14 protein-coding genes are annotated in these 13,789 nt (G+C 68.4%); 1 reads left to right on the forward strand and 13 read right to left on the reverse strand.

Annotated elements, in window-relative coordinates:
• Positions 1–4: 4 nt before the first annotated feature.
• The 11 genes from fliN to AC1RJ5_RS13670 form a co-directional block, all read right to left on the reverse strand.
• Positions 5–301, reverse strand: a complete 297-nt coding sequence (fliN, locus tag AC1RJ5_RS13620) for a flagellar motor switch protein FliN (protein ID WP_184163020.1) — start codon at positions 299–301, stop codon at positions 5–7.
• Positions 298–1,170, reverse strand: a complete 873-nt coding sequence (locus AC1RJ5_RS13625; RefSeq protein ID WP_269573419.1) for a flagellar motor switch protein FliM — start codon at positions 1,168–1,170, stop codon at positions 298–300. The genes fliN and AC1RJ5_RS13625 overlap by 4 nt, the downstream gene beginning before the upstream one ends.
• An 81-nt stretch (positions 1,171–1,251) precedes the next feature.
• Positions 1,252–1,881: a flagellar basal body-associated FliL family protein gene (locus tag AC1RJ5_RS13630; protein WP_269573418.1), complete on the reverse strand. Its 630-nt coding sequence runs from the start codon at positions 1,879–1,881 to the stop codon at positions 1,252–1,254.
• Positions 1,882–1,899: 18 nt separating this feature from the next.
• A complete protein-coding gene (locus tag AC1RJ5_RS13635) occupies positions 1,900–3,426 on the reverse strand; it encodes a flagellar hook-length control protein FliK (RefSeq protein WP_493113806.1) in 1,527 nt (508 codons plus the stop codon).
• Between the two features lie 7 nt (positions 3,427–3,433).
• Complete coding sequence (locus AC1RJ5_RS13640) at positions 3,434–3,859, reverse strand: hypothetical protein (protein ID WP_269573416.1); 426 nt, start codon at positions 3,857–3,859, stop codon at positions 3,434–3,436.
• The gene (locus tag AC1RJ5_RS13645) at positions 3,852–5,180 is read right to left on the reverse strand and encodes a FliI/YscN family ATPase (RefSeq protein ID WP_269573415.1); all 1,329 of its coding nucleotides are present in this window, start codon (positions 5,178–5,180) and stop codon (positions 3,852–3,854) included. Before AC1RJ5_RS13645 ends, AC1RJ5_RS13640 begins: the two co-directional genes overlap by 8 nt.
• Entirely contained in the window at positions 5,174–5,905 is a 732-nt protein-coding gene (locus AC1RJ5_RS13650; protein ID WP_269573414.1) for a FliH/SctL family protein, read from the reverse strand. The genes AC1RJ5_RS13645 and AC1RJ5_RS13650 overlap by 7 nt, the downstream gene beginning before the upstream one ends.
• Positions 5,898–6,914: a flagellar motor switch protein FliG gene (fliG, locus tag AC1RJ5_RS13655; protein ID WP_184163042.1), complete on the reverse strand. Its 1,017-nt coding sequence runs from the start codon at positions 6,912–6,914 to the stop codon at positions 5,898–5,900. Before fliG ends, AC1RJ5_RS13650 begins: the two co-directional genes overlap by 8 nt.
• Complete coding sequence (gene fliF, locus AC1RJ5_RS13660; protein ID WP_342250270.1) at positions 6,911–8,599, reverse strand: flagellar basal-body MS-ring/collar protein FliF; 1,689 nt, start codon at positions 8,597–8,599, stop codon at positions 6,911–6,913. Before fliF ends, fliG begins: the two co-directional genes overlap by 4 nt.
• A gap of 3 nt (positions 8,600–8,602) precedes the next feature.
• Complete coding sequence (gene fliE, locus AC1RJ5_RS13665) at positions 8,603–8,971, reverse strand: flagellar hook-basal body complex protein FliE (RefSeq protein WP_184163048.1); 369 nt, start codon at positions 8,969–8,971, stop codon at positions 8,603–8,605.
• A complete protein-coding gene (locus AC1RJ5_RS13670; RefSeq protein WP_493113810.1) occupies positions 8,968–10,227 on the reverse strand; it encodes a sigma-54 interaction domain-containing protein in 1,260 nt (419 codons plus the stop codon). Before AC1RJ5_RS13670 ends, fliE begins: the two co-directional genes overlap by 4 nt.
• 222 nt (positions 10,228–10,449) lie before the next feature.
• On the opposite strand from AC1RJ5_RS13670, the gene AC1RJ5_RS13675 reads away from it, so the two are divergent.
• The gene (locus AC1RJ5_RS13675) at positions 10,450–11,268 is read left to right on the forward strand and encodes a flagellin N-terminal helical domain-containing protein (protein WP_269573411.1); all 819 of its coding nucleotides are present in this window, start codon (positions 10,450–10,452) and stop codon (positions 11,266–11,268) included.
• A 269-nt stretch (positions 11,269–11,537) separates the two neighbouring features.
• Here the strand turns inward: AC1RJ5_RS13675 and AC1RJ5_RS13680 are convergent, their stop codons facing one another.
• Positions 11,538–12,893, reverse strand: a complete 1,356-nt coding sequence (locus AC1RJ5_RS13680; RefSeq protein ID WP_493113813.1) for a M28 family metallopeptidase — start codon at positions 12,891–12,893, stop codon at positions 11,538–11,540.
• Positions 12,894–13,031: 138 nt separating this feature from the next.
• Positions 13,032–13,763 (reverse strand): sigma-70 family RNA polymerase sigma factor, encoded by a 732-nt coding sequence (locus AC1RJ5_RS13685; RefSeq protein ID WP_269573409.1) that lies wholly within the window; start codon positions 13,761–13,763, stop codon positions 13,032–13,034.
• Positions 13,764–13,789 lie beyond the last annotated feature (26 nt).

The following is a 13,789-nucleotide window of genomic DNA, read 5'->3' on the forward strand; positions in this document are numbered from 1 at the left end:
GGGATCAACGCGCCGCGCGCTTGTCCGGGCTGACCAGCTCGGTCATCCGCACGCCGAACTTCTCGCCGACCGTGACCACTTCGCCGCGGCCGATCAACGTACCGTTGACGAACACGTCGAGCAGCTCATTGGCTTCGCGATCGAGCTCGATCACGCTGCTTTCGCCGAGCGCGAGCAGCTCGCGCAGGGTCAGCCGGGTCGAACCGATCTCGACGGTGAGCTTGACGTCGACATCCTGCAGCAGCCGGAAATTGGCGGCGACGGCAGTATCGACCTGAAGGGAGGCCGTCATGTCGTTCATTGGAAGTCCTCTGCGTTGAGCGGTTCGAGCGAAGTGAGGCGGACCGCGGCGCGGCCGTTGGCGGTGCCGACAAGGCCGGTGCCGAGGCGGCGCTTCGCCACCATCACCGGAACCTCGGGGCCGAAATCGATCGGGATGACGTCGCCTTCCTTGAGCTCGAGCAGGCGGCCGAGCGGCATGATCGGTTCGGCAAGGACCGAGCGCACGGGCAGCGTCACCGCCATCACCGCGCGGGTGAGGCCGGAACGCCATTCGGGCTCCACCTCGTCCTTGTTGCCGTGGACCTTGACCATCAGCGCGGCGCCATGCGGCTTCAAAGCGGCAACGGGATAGAGAATGTCGAAGAAATGCGGGCGGTCCTCGCCGGCCGCGAGGCCGAAGCGCGTGACCACCACCGGGTCGTCGGCGCCGAGATCGGGCGCGGCGGCGAGATTGGATGCGCCCTCGGCCCGGAAGGCGATGCGCGACAGCGGCTCCCAGGCCTTGTCGAGCAGCAGCGCGCTGGACTGGGCGAGCCGGGCAACCAGGGCTTCAGCCGCGGGCGTGAACTCATTCGGCAGCGGATTGGGTGCTTCACCGTCGCCGCCGAAGAATGCATCGAGCATCTCGAAGACCAGCCCGGCCTCGAGCACGAACTGGGCGCGGGCACGGGCATTGCCCATCACCATCGGCTGCCAGGCGGAAAGCATTCCGCCCCGCTCGGCCTTATAGTCGGCAAAGCGCTGGACGGAGAGCGGCTCTGCCCAGGCACGCAGGTCCTTGCGCAGCAGCCCTTCGAAACTGCCCTTCAGGGACTTGGCCAGGCGCGCGCTGAGATGCTGCAGCGTGACCAGGTCGCCGAACGGATTCAGGTTGGCCGTCCCCAGCACCGGCGCGTGTTCCGCGCTGGTCCGGGGGCGTTCCCGCCGATCGGCCGAGCCGTCTGGTGAAGGGCTGTTAACCATGCCCGTTCACTGAACGATGAAATTGGTAAAGTAGACGTTACTAACCCCGCCAAAACCTTCCTTTTCCTTCAAAACGCCGTTGATTGCCTTGGCCAGCCGGTCCTGGATGTGGCGCTTGCCCTCGGCCGTGAACACCTCGTCCTCGGTCGTCTCGCCCAGCGCCATCAGCACCGCCGAGCGAATCGCGATCTCATGCGTCTTGATGTTCTCGAGGACGCGCTCGTCATAGGGCGTCGACACCGCGATGCCGACCTGGACGAAATGGACGCTGTCCTGGAGGTTGGAGGTGAACTCCTTCTCCATCGGATAATAGCTCGACGCGTACTTATCGCCGCCTTCGCCCTTGGGCGTCGGCTTGCCGCCATGGCCAGGGGCCTCGCCGCCCTCTTCACCGCCATGGCCGCCCTCGCCGCCTTCCTTCATCGAGGCGCGCTTCTCGTCGCTCTTGGGCACGAGATGCGGCTCATCCTTCTCCTCGGCATGCGCCGCAGCGCTGAACCAGCCCGCCTGCATGCCGTAGAAGGCCGCGCCACCGCCGCCGCCGAGCAGCACGACCGGCAGGCCGACGAGCAGCAGCAGGTTCTTCTTTTTCTTCTTCGGCGCCTCGGTGGCGCCCGCATCCTTGATATCGGCCATCATCTATCTCCGCGGGCCTCAGGCGACCCGTTCATCCTGACTGGTGGAAGAGGAAGCCTCGCGCCACTGACCGGGCAGCGGCGCCGAAGGCTGGTTGCGCTGGGGCTGCGCATCCTGGCGCTGGCCCTGATTCATCTGCGAGCTGGCGGTGTTCGTACCGGTGCCGCCGCCATTGGAGCCGGCCGCATTGGTATCGACGCTGGTCGAGCCGATACGGATGCCGCGCTCCTGCGCGATCTCGGCAAGCTTGGGCTGGGCGTCGGCGATCAGCTGGCGCGCCGACTGGGTATCGGTGCTGAACTGGACATGCAGCCCGGCATCGTCCTGGCGGATCGCGATATCGACCTTGCCGAGCCCTTCGGGCATCAGGCTGATCTTGGTCTCGCGGACGGGCGCGGCATCGCGCAGCGCCTCGATCCGATCGAGCATCTTCGCGGTCCATTCCTGATGCTGCGTGTCGAGCGGCGCATCCTGTGCCTGACCGGCGGCTGCAACGGCGGAAGTGGTCTGGGTACCGGTCGTCGGCGCGGCGAGCGTGGAAAGCGCGGATTGCGGATCGCCTGCGGCGGTCGCACTGCCCTGCGTGCGCGGGCGATCGAAGGCGGCGAAGATCTGATCCGCGACCGACGGCGACGCGATAGCAGCGCCTTGCGCCTCAGCCGGTGTGACATCGGCGATCGACAGCTTCTGCGGCACCGCCGGCTTGTCGAGCGTGATCCGCACTACCGGCGCCTCTGCCGCGGCCTGGCGCAGCTCGCGCGGGGCCTGGGGCAGCGGAGCCTGGGATACCGGCCCGGCATCGGCGGCCGCGTCCGCAAACGTGGTCGTCACGGCAGTGGCCATGGCAGCTTCGACGGCGGGATCGACCGGCACGGCGCGCGCAGCTTGCACGGCGGGACCCGTAGCAGGCGAGGGCCCTGAAGCGACGACAGCGTCGGCTACGGGCTGGCGCGGCGCAGGCACGGCGGGACCCGCTTCGGCCACCGGCTTCGCTTGCGGCACCGCCGGCGCGGCGACCTGCGGGGCGGCCGCCTCGGCACTGGTCGCCTTTGTCGGCGCATCGACGGCCGGCATTTCCGGCAGCGCAACCTCGGCCCGGGCATGGCGCTTGCCGCCTCCCTCGACGGTGACCGCCGACGCGACCTCGGCCTGCGCCTCGGGTTCGACTGCCGGCGTGGCTGCGGTGGCGAACCAGGCGAAAGGCGGGGGTGGCGCGTCCTCGGCACTCGCATCCTTGTCGCCGCCATCGGCCTCGGCGCCAGCCTGCTCCTCGCTGCGCCCCTCCAGGCCCAGCACGGCATCCGGCAATTCCTTGCCGCCCTCGGCAACATCCTGCCGGCCCGGCACCAGGACCGCCGCTTCGCCCGGCTTGCCCTGGGGAGCGGCGACAGGCGCGGCGATCTTGGGCATCAACGCTCCCAGGGCCAGCGCAAAGCCGCTCACATCCGCGGAAATCGCGGCATTCGGCTTGACGGGCCCTACGGTTACAGTGGGAAGCGCGGTGGCGAGCTGGATCAACTTCTGGTCCCCGTGAAACTGGTTCACGGAGTACTCAGCAAATATCGTGCCGATTTTTGCCCATGGGCGGAAGCTGCTCGAGCTCGCGCAATGCCTTGAGCGCGGCATCGGCTTCGGCACGGGTAATCAGCTTCTCGATGGCGTTCTGGTCGCGTCGCGCCTCACGCGTGGCGGCACGGGCCATTTCCAGGCTCTGCTCGGCGACTTCGACCCGCTTGTCGGCGGCAAAGGCGGACTGGTGGAGGCGGTCGCGGAAATGCGCGGCGGCGGCGAGGCTCGACGCCGATTCGGAAGCGCTGGGCGCGGGCGCGACGTTCGCCGCGAGATTGGCGATGCGCTCGCGAAGCTTCGCTTCCTGATCGACCTTGGCGAGCGCACGAACCTCGTCGGCGCGCACCAGATCGAGCTGGAGCGTGCGGACGCGGAGCAACCGGTCGAGCTTCTTGACCGACCTAGCCATGACCGAAGACGCCGACCAGCTCGGTCACGGCATCGGGCAGCGAGACGATCTCGTCGGATGCCTGGCGGATATATTCCATCACCGCCGGGTGGCAGGCGATCGCCGCGTCGATCTCGGGATCGGCGCCGGCGCGATAGGCACCCATCAGGACGAGGTCGCGATTCTCTTCATAGGTCGCGAGATGGCGGCGCAGCACGCGGGCGGCGGCGACATGATCCCTGGGCACGATATCGGTCATCACGCGGCTGACCGAGGGGCCGAGATCGATCGCGGGATAGACGCCGCGTTCGGCAAGCGCGCGGCTGAGCACGATATGGCCGTCGAGGATCGAGCGGGCCGAATCGACCACCGGATCATTGCCGTCATCACCATCCGCCAGCACCGTGTAGATCGCAGTGATCGATCCGCCGGTATGGACGTCGGTGCCGGCGCGCTCGATCAGGCTGGGCAGCATCGCGATGGCCGAGGGCGGATAGCCGCGCGCGGATGCCGGCTCGCCCAGCGCCAGGCCGATCTCGCGGCCGGCATGGGCGACGCGGGTGAGCGAATCCATGATGAGCAGCACCTTCTTGCCCTCGGCGCGGAACGCCTCGGCAATGGCAGTGGCGCGCAAGGCACCGCGAATGCGGAGCACCGGCGAATGATTGGCGGGCACCGCGACGACCACCGAGCGCGCACGGGCGGCGCCGGCGACCTTGGTCTCGAGGAAATCGGCGACTTCACGGCTACGCTCGCCGATCAGGCCGATGACGATCACGTCGGCCTGGGCGGCGCGGACCATCATGCCGAGCAGCACCGACTTGCCCACGCCCGAGCCGGCCATGATGCCGACACGCTGGCCCTGGCCGATGGTGAGCAGCCCGTTGATCGCGCGCACGCCGACATCGAGCGGCTGGAGCACGCGGCCACGGTCCAGGGGCGACTGGAGCTTGCCGGCGAGCGGCCAGCTACCCGCGCCGCGGATCGGGCCGAGCCCGTCGATCGGCTTGCCCGAGCCATCGACGACACGGCCGAGCATCGCCGCACCGACTTCCGCTTCGCCCGGCGCGCCGATCGGGCGGACCGGGGCGTTGGGGAGCAGGGCGGCGGGGCCACCAAGGTTCATCAGCAAGGTCTTGCCGGCGCGGAAGCCGATCACCTCGGCTTCGACCCGACTGTCGCCATCGCCGATCGCGCAGACCGTGCCGACGGGAAGCTGGAGGCCGACCGCCTCCATCAGCAGCCCGTCATAGGAGGACAGGCGTCCGGAGATGCGCGGGCGCGGGGCGAAATCGCTGCCGCCCAACCCCTGCAGATAGTCTTCGGCGAACAGGTTCAGCATGCGGGCGGAATCGGCACGCGGTCGATCGCCTGGGCGAGCTGTTCGAGCCACAGATCGGGGCCGTCCTCGACGATGGTCGAGGCGCTTTCGATGACGAAGCCGCCGCGCTGGACATGCGGATCGCCGACCGGGAAGACGCTGGCGGGCAGCTTGCCCTGGACGAAGGCGACATCGTCGGGATTCAGGCGAAGCAGCGCGGATTCGGCGCTGTCGGCGAGCAGGTCGACCGCGGCGTTGATCCGGGTGGCGAGGACATCGGGCGCGACGCCGACTTCGCCGACCAGCCTGGTGACCAGGTGGAGCACGGTCTGGCGGAGCTGGCCGGCCATGCGATCGCGATCGAAATGGGCACCGCTGGCGAGCGCGGCCGAGACCTGATCGAGCAAGGCCGTCTCGCGCGCGCGGACGGCATCGGCCTCTACCAGTGCGGCGGCATGGCCTTCCGCGAAACCGGCATCATGCGCGGCGGCGATCGGATCGATGAACGGGCCCGGCTCGACATGGTGCTGCGTGTCGGCGGCGAAGGGATCCCAGCCTTCGGTGGGATTGGCCTGGGGATTGGCAGGCGCGAAGTGGCGCGGCTGGGCCGGCGCTTCCTCGAACACACGGCGGCCGATCCGGTCGACCTCCGACGGCGCGAAGCCGACCCCGTCGCCAAAGGCGCGGGCCAGGACATGTTCGGCGGCGCGGATCCGCCCGGAAAAGCCCGGTGCGAACTCAGACATAGTCGTCGTCCCCGCCCTTTGACGGCATCTGCAGCGTGCCGTCCTTCACCAGGCCGCGCGCGATGGCGATCATCGCCTTCTGCGCATCGAGGACATCGGCCATCTTCATGGGCCCAAGCGATTCCATCTCGTCGCGGATGCCATCGGCGGCACGGCTCGACATGCAGCCCAGGAAGCGTTCGCGCACCTCTTCCTCAACGCCCTTGAGCGACTTGACCAGGATCGTGGTGTCGATGTTGCGGATGAGCGTCGACAGGTTCTTGTCGTCCAGCTCGAGCAGGTTGTCGAAGACGAACATCGCCTCCTCGATCGCACGGGCGACCTCGCGGTCGATCTTGGCGAGCTTGGGCATGACGCGCTGCTCGGTGATCTTGCGGGCGCCGGACAGGATCTTGGCCGCTTCGCGCGTGCCGCCGAGCTGGAGTCCGCCGCTCGACTTGCGGCCGCCCATGCCGGCACGGCCCTGGAGCATCGTCTTGAGGGTCTCGATCGCCTCGGGCGGGATCGGGCCGAGCTTCGCGATGCGGCGCAGGATCTGCGGCTGCGCGGCTTCGGGCAGATGCTCGAAAACCTTGGCGGCGATATCGGGATCGAGATTGGCGAGCAGCACCGCGGCGATCTGCGGATGCTCGTTCTCGATCATCCCGGCGATCTCCTCGGGCTCGAACCAGTCGAGCCATTCGATCGAGGCGGCCTGGCTGGCGGGCATGACGCGGGCGAGCACGCCCGAGGCACGCTCGGGGCCGAGCGCCTTGTTCATGATGCTCTCGATCCGGGGTGCCGGATCGAAGGTGACGCCGGTGCGCTCGCGTGCCTTGAACACGAAATCGTCGAGGACGATCTCGACCTCGGCTTCGCTGACATCGGCGACGTTGAACATCGCCTTGCCGAGCGAACGCACCTCTTCCGGGTCCAGCTTCTGGAGGATGGCGGCAGCCTCCTCCTCACCGACCAGCATCATCAGGACCGCGGCGCGCTCGACGCCGTTGAAGCTGCGGATGGCGTTCATTGCGCGTCTGCCTTGATCATGTCGCGCACCGCCAGAGCGGCGCGGGCCGGATTATCGCGCGTGAAGCCGCGGACCAGGCCGACGCGCTCGTCATAGCTGTTGCCGGCGCTCTCGAGCATGTCGATCGAGACCGGCGGGGCGCCCGGGCCGGCTTCCTCGCCGGACGGACCGCTCATCGACAGCGCCGGACGGTTGCCGGCGCCGGCAGGCTCCTCGCGCTTCTTGAGCAACGCCTTGGTGAGCGGGCGGACGCCGAGGAAGAGGACGAGCAGCGCGATTACCAGCGCAGTGGCGTTGCGCGCGGCGAGCGGAACCCAGGGCGCGTCATACCAGGCCGGCCCCTTGTCGGCGGCATCGGCAGTGGTGGTGAACTTGCGGCTGATCACGGTGACCTGATCGGCGCGGCCCTGATTATAGCCGACCGCGGCCTGGACCAGCTGGGTGACCTGCTGGATCTCGACCTGCGAGCGCGGCTTGCCCGATTCCTCGCGCAGCAGCACCGCGACCGAGAGGCGCTTGATGCCGCCCGGGGCCTGGCGGGTGACCGAGACCTGCTTGCCGGTCTCATAGGTGCGGGTGAAGCTGTCGCTCTGCTTCTGCGGCGTCGCCTGGCTGGCGCCGGTGGCAGTGGTGGCACCGGGCGCGGCAGCGGCGCCGGGCGTCGGCTGGGCGTTGGGCGCGGTGATCGTGCTGGCGGGCGGCGGCGTGTTGGAGAGCGCGCCGGGAATGCCGCCGGGAGCCTGGCCATCCTTGGAGCCGGTCCAGGCGCCCTGCTCGGCGGCGAGGACGGCGCCTTCCTTGTCATAGCTTTCGCGGGTCGCCTGGTTCTCGTCCAGGTCGACATCGGCCTGGACTTCGGCGGTGAAGTTGCCTGCGCCGACCAGCGGGGTCAGCAGCTGGACGAGCTGCTCGCGATACTTGTCCTCGATGCGGCGCTGATAGTCGATGCGGGCGTCGCTGGCCGAATTGGCGTCGCCGCCCTTCTTCGAGAGCAGGGCACCCATCTGGTCGACGATGGTGACACCCTCCGGCGCCATGCCGGGGACCGACGAGGCGACGAGGTTGACGATCGCGCGGGTCTGCGCGTCGCCGAGCGCGCGGCCGGGTTGGAGCTTGAGGATCACCGAAGCGGTGGGCTGCGCCTTGTCGCGCACGAAGACGCTGGCCTCGGGGGTGGCGAGGTGGACGCGGGCCTCGGCGACCGAATCGATCTCCTCGATCGAGCGGGCGAGCTCGGTCTCGCGGGCCTGGCGCAGGCGCTCGCCCTCGACGGCGCGGGAAACGCCCATCGGGAGCTGGTCGAGGATCTGGTAGCCGCCGGGCGCTGCCTTGGGCAGGTTCTGGCTGGCGAGCAGCATCCGGGCCTTGTGGAAATCATCCTCGGCGACGGTGATCGAGCCCGAGCTGTCGATGCTCGACTTGATGCTGGCGCCGTCGAGTGCGGTGGTGATCGCCGCCTTGTCGGCATCGGTCACGTTGGCGAACAGGATCCGCTGCGGCGGGGTCGAGACCAGCGACCAGGCGAGGAAGCCGGCGGCGACCAGGCCGATCAGGAAGATCAGCGGCATCGCGCGCTTCACGGCGGGCTGGGCGAGGATGCCGCGCATCTGGGCGAGCGGCGCGCCGAAACGGCCCGCGGAGGCAGGCAGGAGGGGCGCATCGGTGGAGGTGAGGGCGTTGCTCATGGATTACACCGGCATGCTCATGATGTCCTTGTAAGCGGACAGGAGTTTGTTGCGGACCTGCAGGGTCGCCTCGAAGCCGACCGAGGCTTGCTGGCGGGCGAGCATCACCTTGGCGATGTCCACGGTCTCGCCGCGTTCATAGGCCTCGGACAGTGCACCGGCCTGGGCCTGGGACTGGTTGACCTGCTTGAACGCCTCTTCCATCGACGAGGTGAAGCTGGTCGACTTGGTGCCCGAGGCGCCGGTGATCGTGCCGGCGGGCGTCTCGTTGGCCTTGGCGAGCGCGGCGTTGCGCTCGAGGATCTGGGCTCGGAGCGCCATGACCCGATCGACGCTCATCGCGCCGCCGCCGATACCGTCAACGCCGCTCATGCCGAAGCCCTCGCCTTACCGAAGTCGATGCTCTCGCCCTGCTCGCGCGCCTTGGCGAGGCGGTAGCGCAGGGTGCGCTCGGAGATGCCGAGCCGCTTCGCCGTCTCGATCCGGCTGCCGCCGCATTCGGCGAGCACGTCGCGGATCGCCGCGAATTCGTGGATCTGGACGATGTTCGACAGCGTGCCCGCAGTCTCGACCTCGATATGGCGCGCCACGGGGCGGTCGAAGATCAGGTGCTCGGGATCGATGGTGCGGCCGCCGCAGAGCAGCAGCGCGCGCTGGATGACATTCTCGAGCTCGCGGACATTGCCGGGCCAGTCATGGCCAAGAAGCGCGTCGAGCGCGGCGTTCGAGATCCACGGCATCGCGCCGCGGCCGCCGGCGTGGCGCACGACCATCGCGGCCGACAGCGCGGCGATGTCGCCGGGGCGATCGGCGAGCGCGCGGGTGGCGAGCGGGAAGACCGAGAGGCGATAGTACAAGTCGGCGCGGAAGCGGCCGGCGGTGACTTCGCCCTGCAGATCGCGGTTGGCGCAGGCGATGACGCGGACGTCGACCTTCTCCGGCATGGTCCCGCCGATCGGCACGACTTCGCGCTCCTGCAGCACGCGGAGCAGCTTGGCCTGAAGGTTGAGCGGCATCTCGGCGATCTCGTCGAGCAGCAGGGTGCCGCCATGCGCGGCGCGGAAGAAGCCCTGGCCGCCCGAGGAGGCACCGGTGAACGCGCCCTTCTGGTGGCCGAACAGCATCGCCTCGAGCATAGTCTCGGGCAGCGCCGCGCAGTTGATCGCCACGAACGGCCCGTCCTTGCGGGCGGAGTTGTGGTGGATCGCGCGGGCCAGCACTTCCTTGCCGGTGCCCGTCGGGCCGTTGATCAGCACGGTGATGTCGGATGCGGCGACGCGCTCGGCCAGCGCGAGCAGCGCCAGGCTCTCGGGGTCGGCGGCGACGGGCTCGTGCGGGCCGCGCAGCAGCGCGGTCGCGAAGCCGGCACCGACCGCGGCGTCGTCCGAGGTATAGGAAAGGCGGGCGGGGTTGCCGTCGCCGAACGCGATCGCCTGGCGGCCTTCGTCGCCGAGGATCAGCGTGCGCGCGGCGGCCGGGGGCACTTCGCCTTCCGCCACCAGGAACAGGTCATGCGCGCTCGCGCGGCCGTCCTCGCCCGCGCCGATCGCAAAGCCCTGGGCCCGCAGCGACGAGACGAGCGCATATTTCTGGCGAAGCACGGCGGCCGACGGAAGGATGGATCGCATTGTTACCCCCTGAGACACATCCCCTTTTGAGACTAATCTGGTTAACGACGCGTAAAATTGCCCATTTCGAGACCGCTTTGGTCCGGGCGCGTCTACGCGTGCGCACGTAGAGCCGAAATTTTTAGCTTAAGCCGGGCGAAAGCCGGCCGTTCCTTGCCTTGGCGGCTCCGAGCTCCCGTTCAGGGGGGTACGCGGGAAGCCGACGAGCATGGAGTAACGAACATGACTGTTATCGCGACCAACACCGCGGCGCTGCGCGCCGCCAATGCTTCGAGCGGCGCCAACAAGGCGCTGAGCACTGCCATGGAGCGCCTGTCGACCGGCAAGCGCATCAACAGCGCGAAGGACGACGCCGCCGGCCTGGCGATCGCCAACACCATGACCGCGTCGATCCGCGGCATGAACCAGGGCATCCGCAACGCCAATGACGGCATCTCGATGGCGCAGACCGCAGAAGGCGCTCTGAGCGAAGTCACCAACATGCTGCAGCGTATCCGCGAGCTGGCCGTCCAGTCGGCTTCGGGCACCTATTCGGACGACGACCGCAGCAACCTGCAGACCGAAGTGACCGCGCTCACCACGCAGATCACCAACATCCTGAGCAACACCACCTTCAACGGCGTCGCCCTGTTCGACGGCACTGCGGGTGATTCGGGCTCGGTCACCATCCAGGCCGGCGCCAACGCCGCCGACAAGGTGACCCTGGACTTCAGCGACATCGACCTCGACGACGCCGTCGCGGTCGACATCTCGGACGCGGACGGTGCGGAAGACGCGCAGACCACGATCGACGACGCTCTGAAGACCGTGAACACCGCCCGCGCCAGCCTCGGCGCCGGCCAGAGCCAGCTCGAGTCGGTGGTGAACAACCTGCAGTCGAACGTGGCGAACCTTAGCGACGCCCGCAGCCGGATCGAGGACACCGACTTCTCGACCGAAACCGCGGCGCTCGCCAAGGCACAGATCCTCTCGCAGGCTTCGACGGCGATGCTCGCCCAGGCGAACCAGAGCCAGCAGACGGTTCTTTCGCTTCTCCGATAAGCGCGTGCCGGTCGGGGTGTCACCCCCCTGACAGGCGCCGCGGCCGGTCACCCCTTGCCATACCAAGGGGGCGCATGGGGAACCCCGGTGGTCGCGTACCACCGGGGTTTTTCTTTGCGCATGTTCCCGTGCGCTCCACGCGGACCGGAATGTCGAGATGGATCGGCCGGTTCCCGGCGAAGGCCGGGGCCCAGTTGCAATGTCGTTCGAGAGGTTCCAGCGCCGACGATAGGGCGCTGGGGAACCGTAAAGCCGATGAACGCCCGGGCTTACTTCTTCTCCGGCCGGCCGCCCGGCTTCCATTCAGGCTTGGCGGCGCTGTTGGCCAGCGACTGGAGCGGCGCAACCAGCGACTGGATCGCGCGGGTCATGAACGCGATGTCGAGATTCTCCAGCGTGTCCTGCGCGGTGTGATAGTTGGGCGTGACCGCCCAGCCCGAGATGGTGTGCGCCACCACCCCGCGCACCGCGAGCGAATAATTGTCCGAACGCTCGAAGAAATGCTGGTCCGGATAGGGATCGGAAGTGACCAGCGCGCCATGCGCCTTGAGCGTCTCGCCCAGGGTCGAGCGCTCGAAGCCGGTCATCATCATCGTGCCGGCGGGAAGCTTGGGATCCTGCGCGCCGATCATCTCGATCTCGATATTGGCGACGATCTGGTCGAGTGGCACCGGCGGGTGATCGCCGAAATAGCTGGAGCCATAGCCGCCGATCTCCTCGCTGCCATAGGCGACGAACAGCAGACCGCGCTTGGTCTGCTTTGCCGCGGCCATGGCGCGGGCGAGCTCGAGCACCGCAGTGGTTCCCGAGGCATCGTCATTGGCGCCGTGCATGATCGTGCCGTCGGGCCGCACGCCGAGGTGATCGAGATGCGCGCTGACCAGGATCACGCCCGCCTTGGGATCGCTGCCCGGCAGCCAGCCGATCGCATTGGTGGTGATAGCTTCTTCCTTCACCACCGGCAGCACGAAGCTGACGGGCGCGCCGGCCTGGGCGATCGCCTTGTCGAAATCGGCCGAGGGCAAAGTCGCGAGCGCGGCGTAGCTCGGCGGCGCCTTGCCCTCGAGCCCGGCGGGCAGGCGCGGCTTGCCGCCCAGGCCCTTGACCATGTTCTGGGTCATCTCGCTCTCGCGGACGATGACCAGCTTGACGCCCGCGGCAGTGGCGGCGCGAACCAGCGCCATCGGCGAGCCCTTGCCGCCGGTGACGAACAGCACGTCGACATGCGGGACCTTGGCGGGATCCTCGCCGTCGAACACCGCCGAAGTGCCCGAGACCGGATCGACCGAGCCGACCAGCACGGTAGGCGCTGCCGCCGGCTTGCCGCCGATCGTCAGCGTCGCCGGGCCGCCGGCCGCATAGCGGATGATCTTCGCGGGCTGCAGATAACCGGGCATGCCCGGCGCCGGCTTGAGCCCATAGCCTTCGAACTGCGAGGCGACATAAGCGGCGGCGATCGCCTCATCGCGGGTGGCGCTGCCGCGGCCCTGCAACGCATCGCTGGCAAGGAAGCTCTCATGCGCGCGGACCCATTCGGGGCGGACGGTCCATTTGTCCTGCGCGAGCGCCGGCGAGGCCGTCATTGCGAACGCCAGCGCGCCGGCCAGGAACAGATGCTTGGTCACGTGAAATCCCCCGAATTGTTCGGGGCGGATGTGTGCGGCATGCGCCGGGGCCGCGCAAGCGGGGCGCGGGCGGAAAGTTTCGAAAGTTACGATTTGGCGCCGCAGCACAGTTATCCCGGCGAAAGCCGGGATAACGGATTATGTCAGCCTTCGCGCGAGGCCCTTTTTCAGCTTCGCATGCGCCGAGGCCTTGATCTGGCAGATGCGCGCGGCGCCGACGCCGAGCACCTGGCCGATCTCCTCGAGGTTCAGTTCCTCGACATAATAGAGCTGGATCACCTGCTGCTCGCGCTCGGGGAGTTCGGTGATCGCAGCGATCAGTGCCTGGCGCTGGTCGCTTTCGGCGAGCTGGTCGAAGGCATTGGGCTCGTCGGACATGAACCAGGGGCTCTCGTCCGAATAGGTGTCGTCGATCGAATCGAAGCGCACCGCCTCGGCATTGGCATAGTCGGTGCGCAGCTTCTCGGTCGTGACGCCGAGCCTGGCCGCGACCTGGTCGTCATCGGGCGCATGGCCCAGCTCCTGGGTCAGCACCGATACCGCCTCCTGATAGGCCTTGCGCCGGCGCATCGCCCCGCGCGTGGTCGTCGCCTGGCGGCGCAGCTCGTCGATCATCGCGCCGCGCAGCCGGGTGGCGAGATATTGCTCGAAGGTCACCTGCCCGCGATCCTCGAAGCTCCCCGCCGCCTCGATCAGCGCGACCAGCCCGACCTGGATCAGGTCCTCGACCTCGACCAGCGAGCTCATCGAACCATGGATGTGCCAGGCGATGCGGCGGACCAGCGGCAGGTGCTTGCGCACCAGCGCCTCCGGATCGCGATGCGGCGTGGTCGGCGTATAGACTAGGGGCGAGAGAGCCAGTGATGCCATGGCGTCAAGTTTCCCTGGGGTGAAAG

The organism is Sphingomonas sp. GW822-FHT03G08 (assembly GCF_058801135.1).

Coding starts and splice junctions, on each gene's coding strand:
- fliN (WP_184163020.1), bottom strand. CDS start 301: ATGAACGACATGACGGCCTCCCTTCAGGTCGATACTGCCGTCGCCGCC.
- AC1RJ5_RS13630 (WP_269573418.1), bottom strand. CDS start 1,881: ATGGCCGATATCAAGGATGCGGGCGCCACCGAGGCGCCGAAGAAGAAA.
- AC1RJ5_RS13640 (WP_269573416.1), bottom strand. CDS start 3,859: ATGGCTAGGTCGGTCAAGAAGCTCGACCGGTTGCTCCGCGTCCGCACG.
- AC1RJ5_RS13645 (WP_269573415.1), bottom strand. CDS start 5,180: ATGCTGAACCTGTTCGCCGAAGACTATCTGCAGGGGTTGGGCGGCAGC.
- AC1RJ5_RS13650 (WP_269573414.1), bottom strand. CDS start 5,905: ATGTCTGAGTTCGCACCGGGCTTTTCCGGGCGGATCCGCGCCGCCGAA.
- fliG (WP_184163042.1), bottom strand. CDS start 6,914: ATGAACGCCATCCGCAGCTTCAACGGCGTCGAGCGCGCCGCGGTCCTG.
- fliF (WP_342250270.1), bottom strand. CDS start 8,599: ATGAGCAACGCCCTCACCTCCACCGATGCGCCCCTCCTGCCTGCCTCC.
- fliE (WP_184163048.1), bottom strand. CDS start 8,971: ATGAGCGGCGTTGACGGTATCGGCGGCGGCGCGATGAGCGTCGATCGG.
- AC1RJ5_RS13670 (WP_493113810.1), bottom strand. CDS start 10,227: ATGCGATCCATCCTTCCGTCGGCCGCCGTGCTTCGCCAGAAATATGCG.
- AC1RJ5_RS13675 (WP_269573411.1), top strand. CDS start 10,450: ATGACTGTTATCGCGACCAACACCGCGGCGCTGCGCGCCGCCAATGCT.
- AC1RJ5_RS13685 (WP_269573409.1), bottom strand. CDS start 13,763: ATGGCATCACTGGCTCTCTCGCCCCTAGTCTATACGCCGACCACGCCG.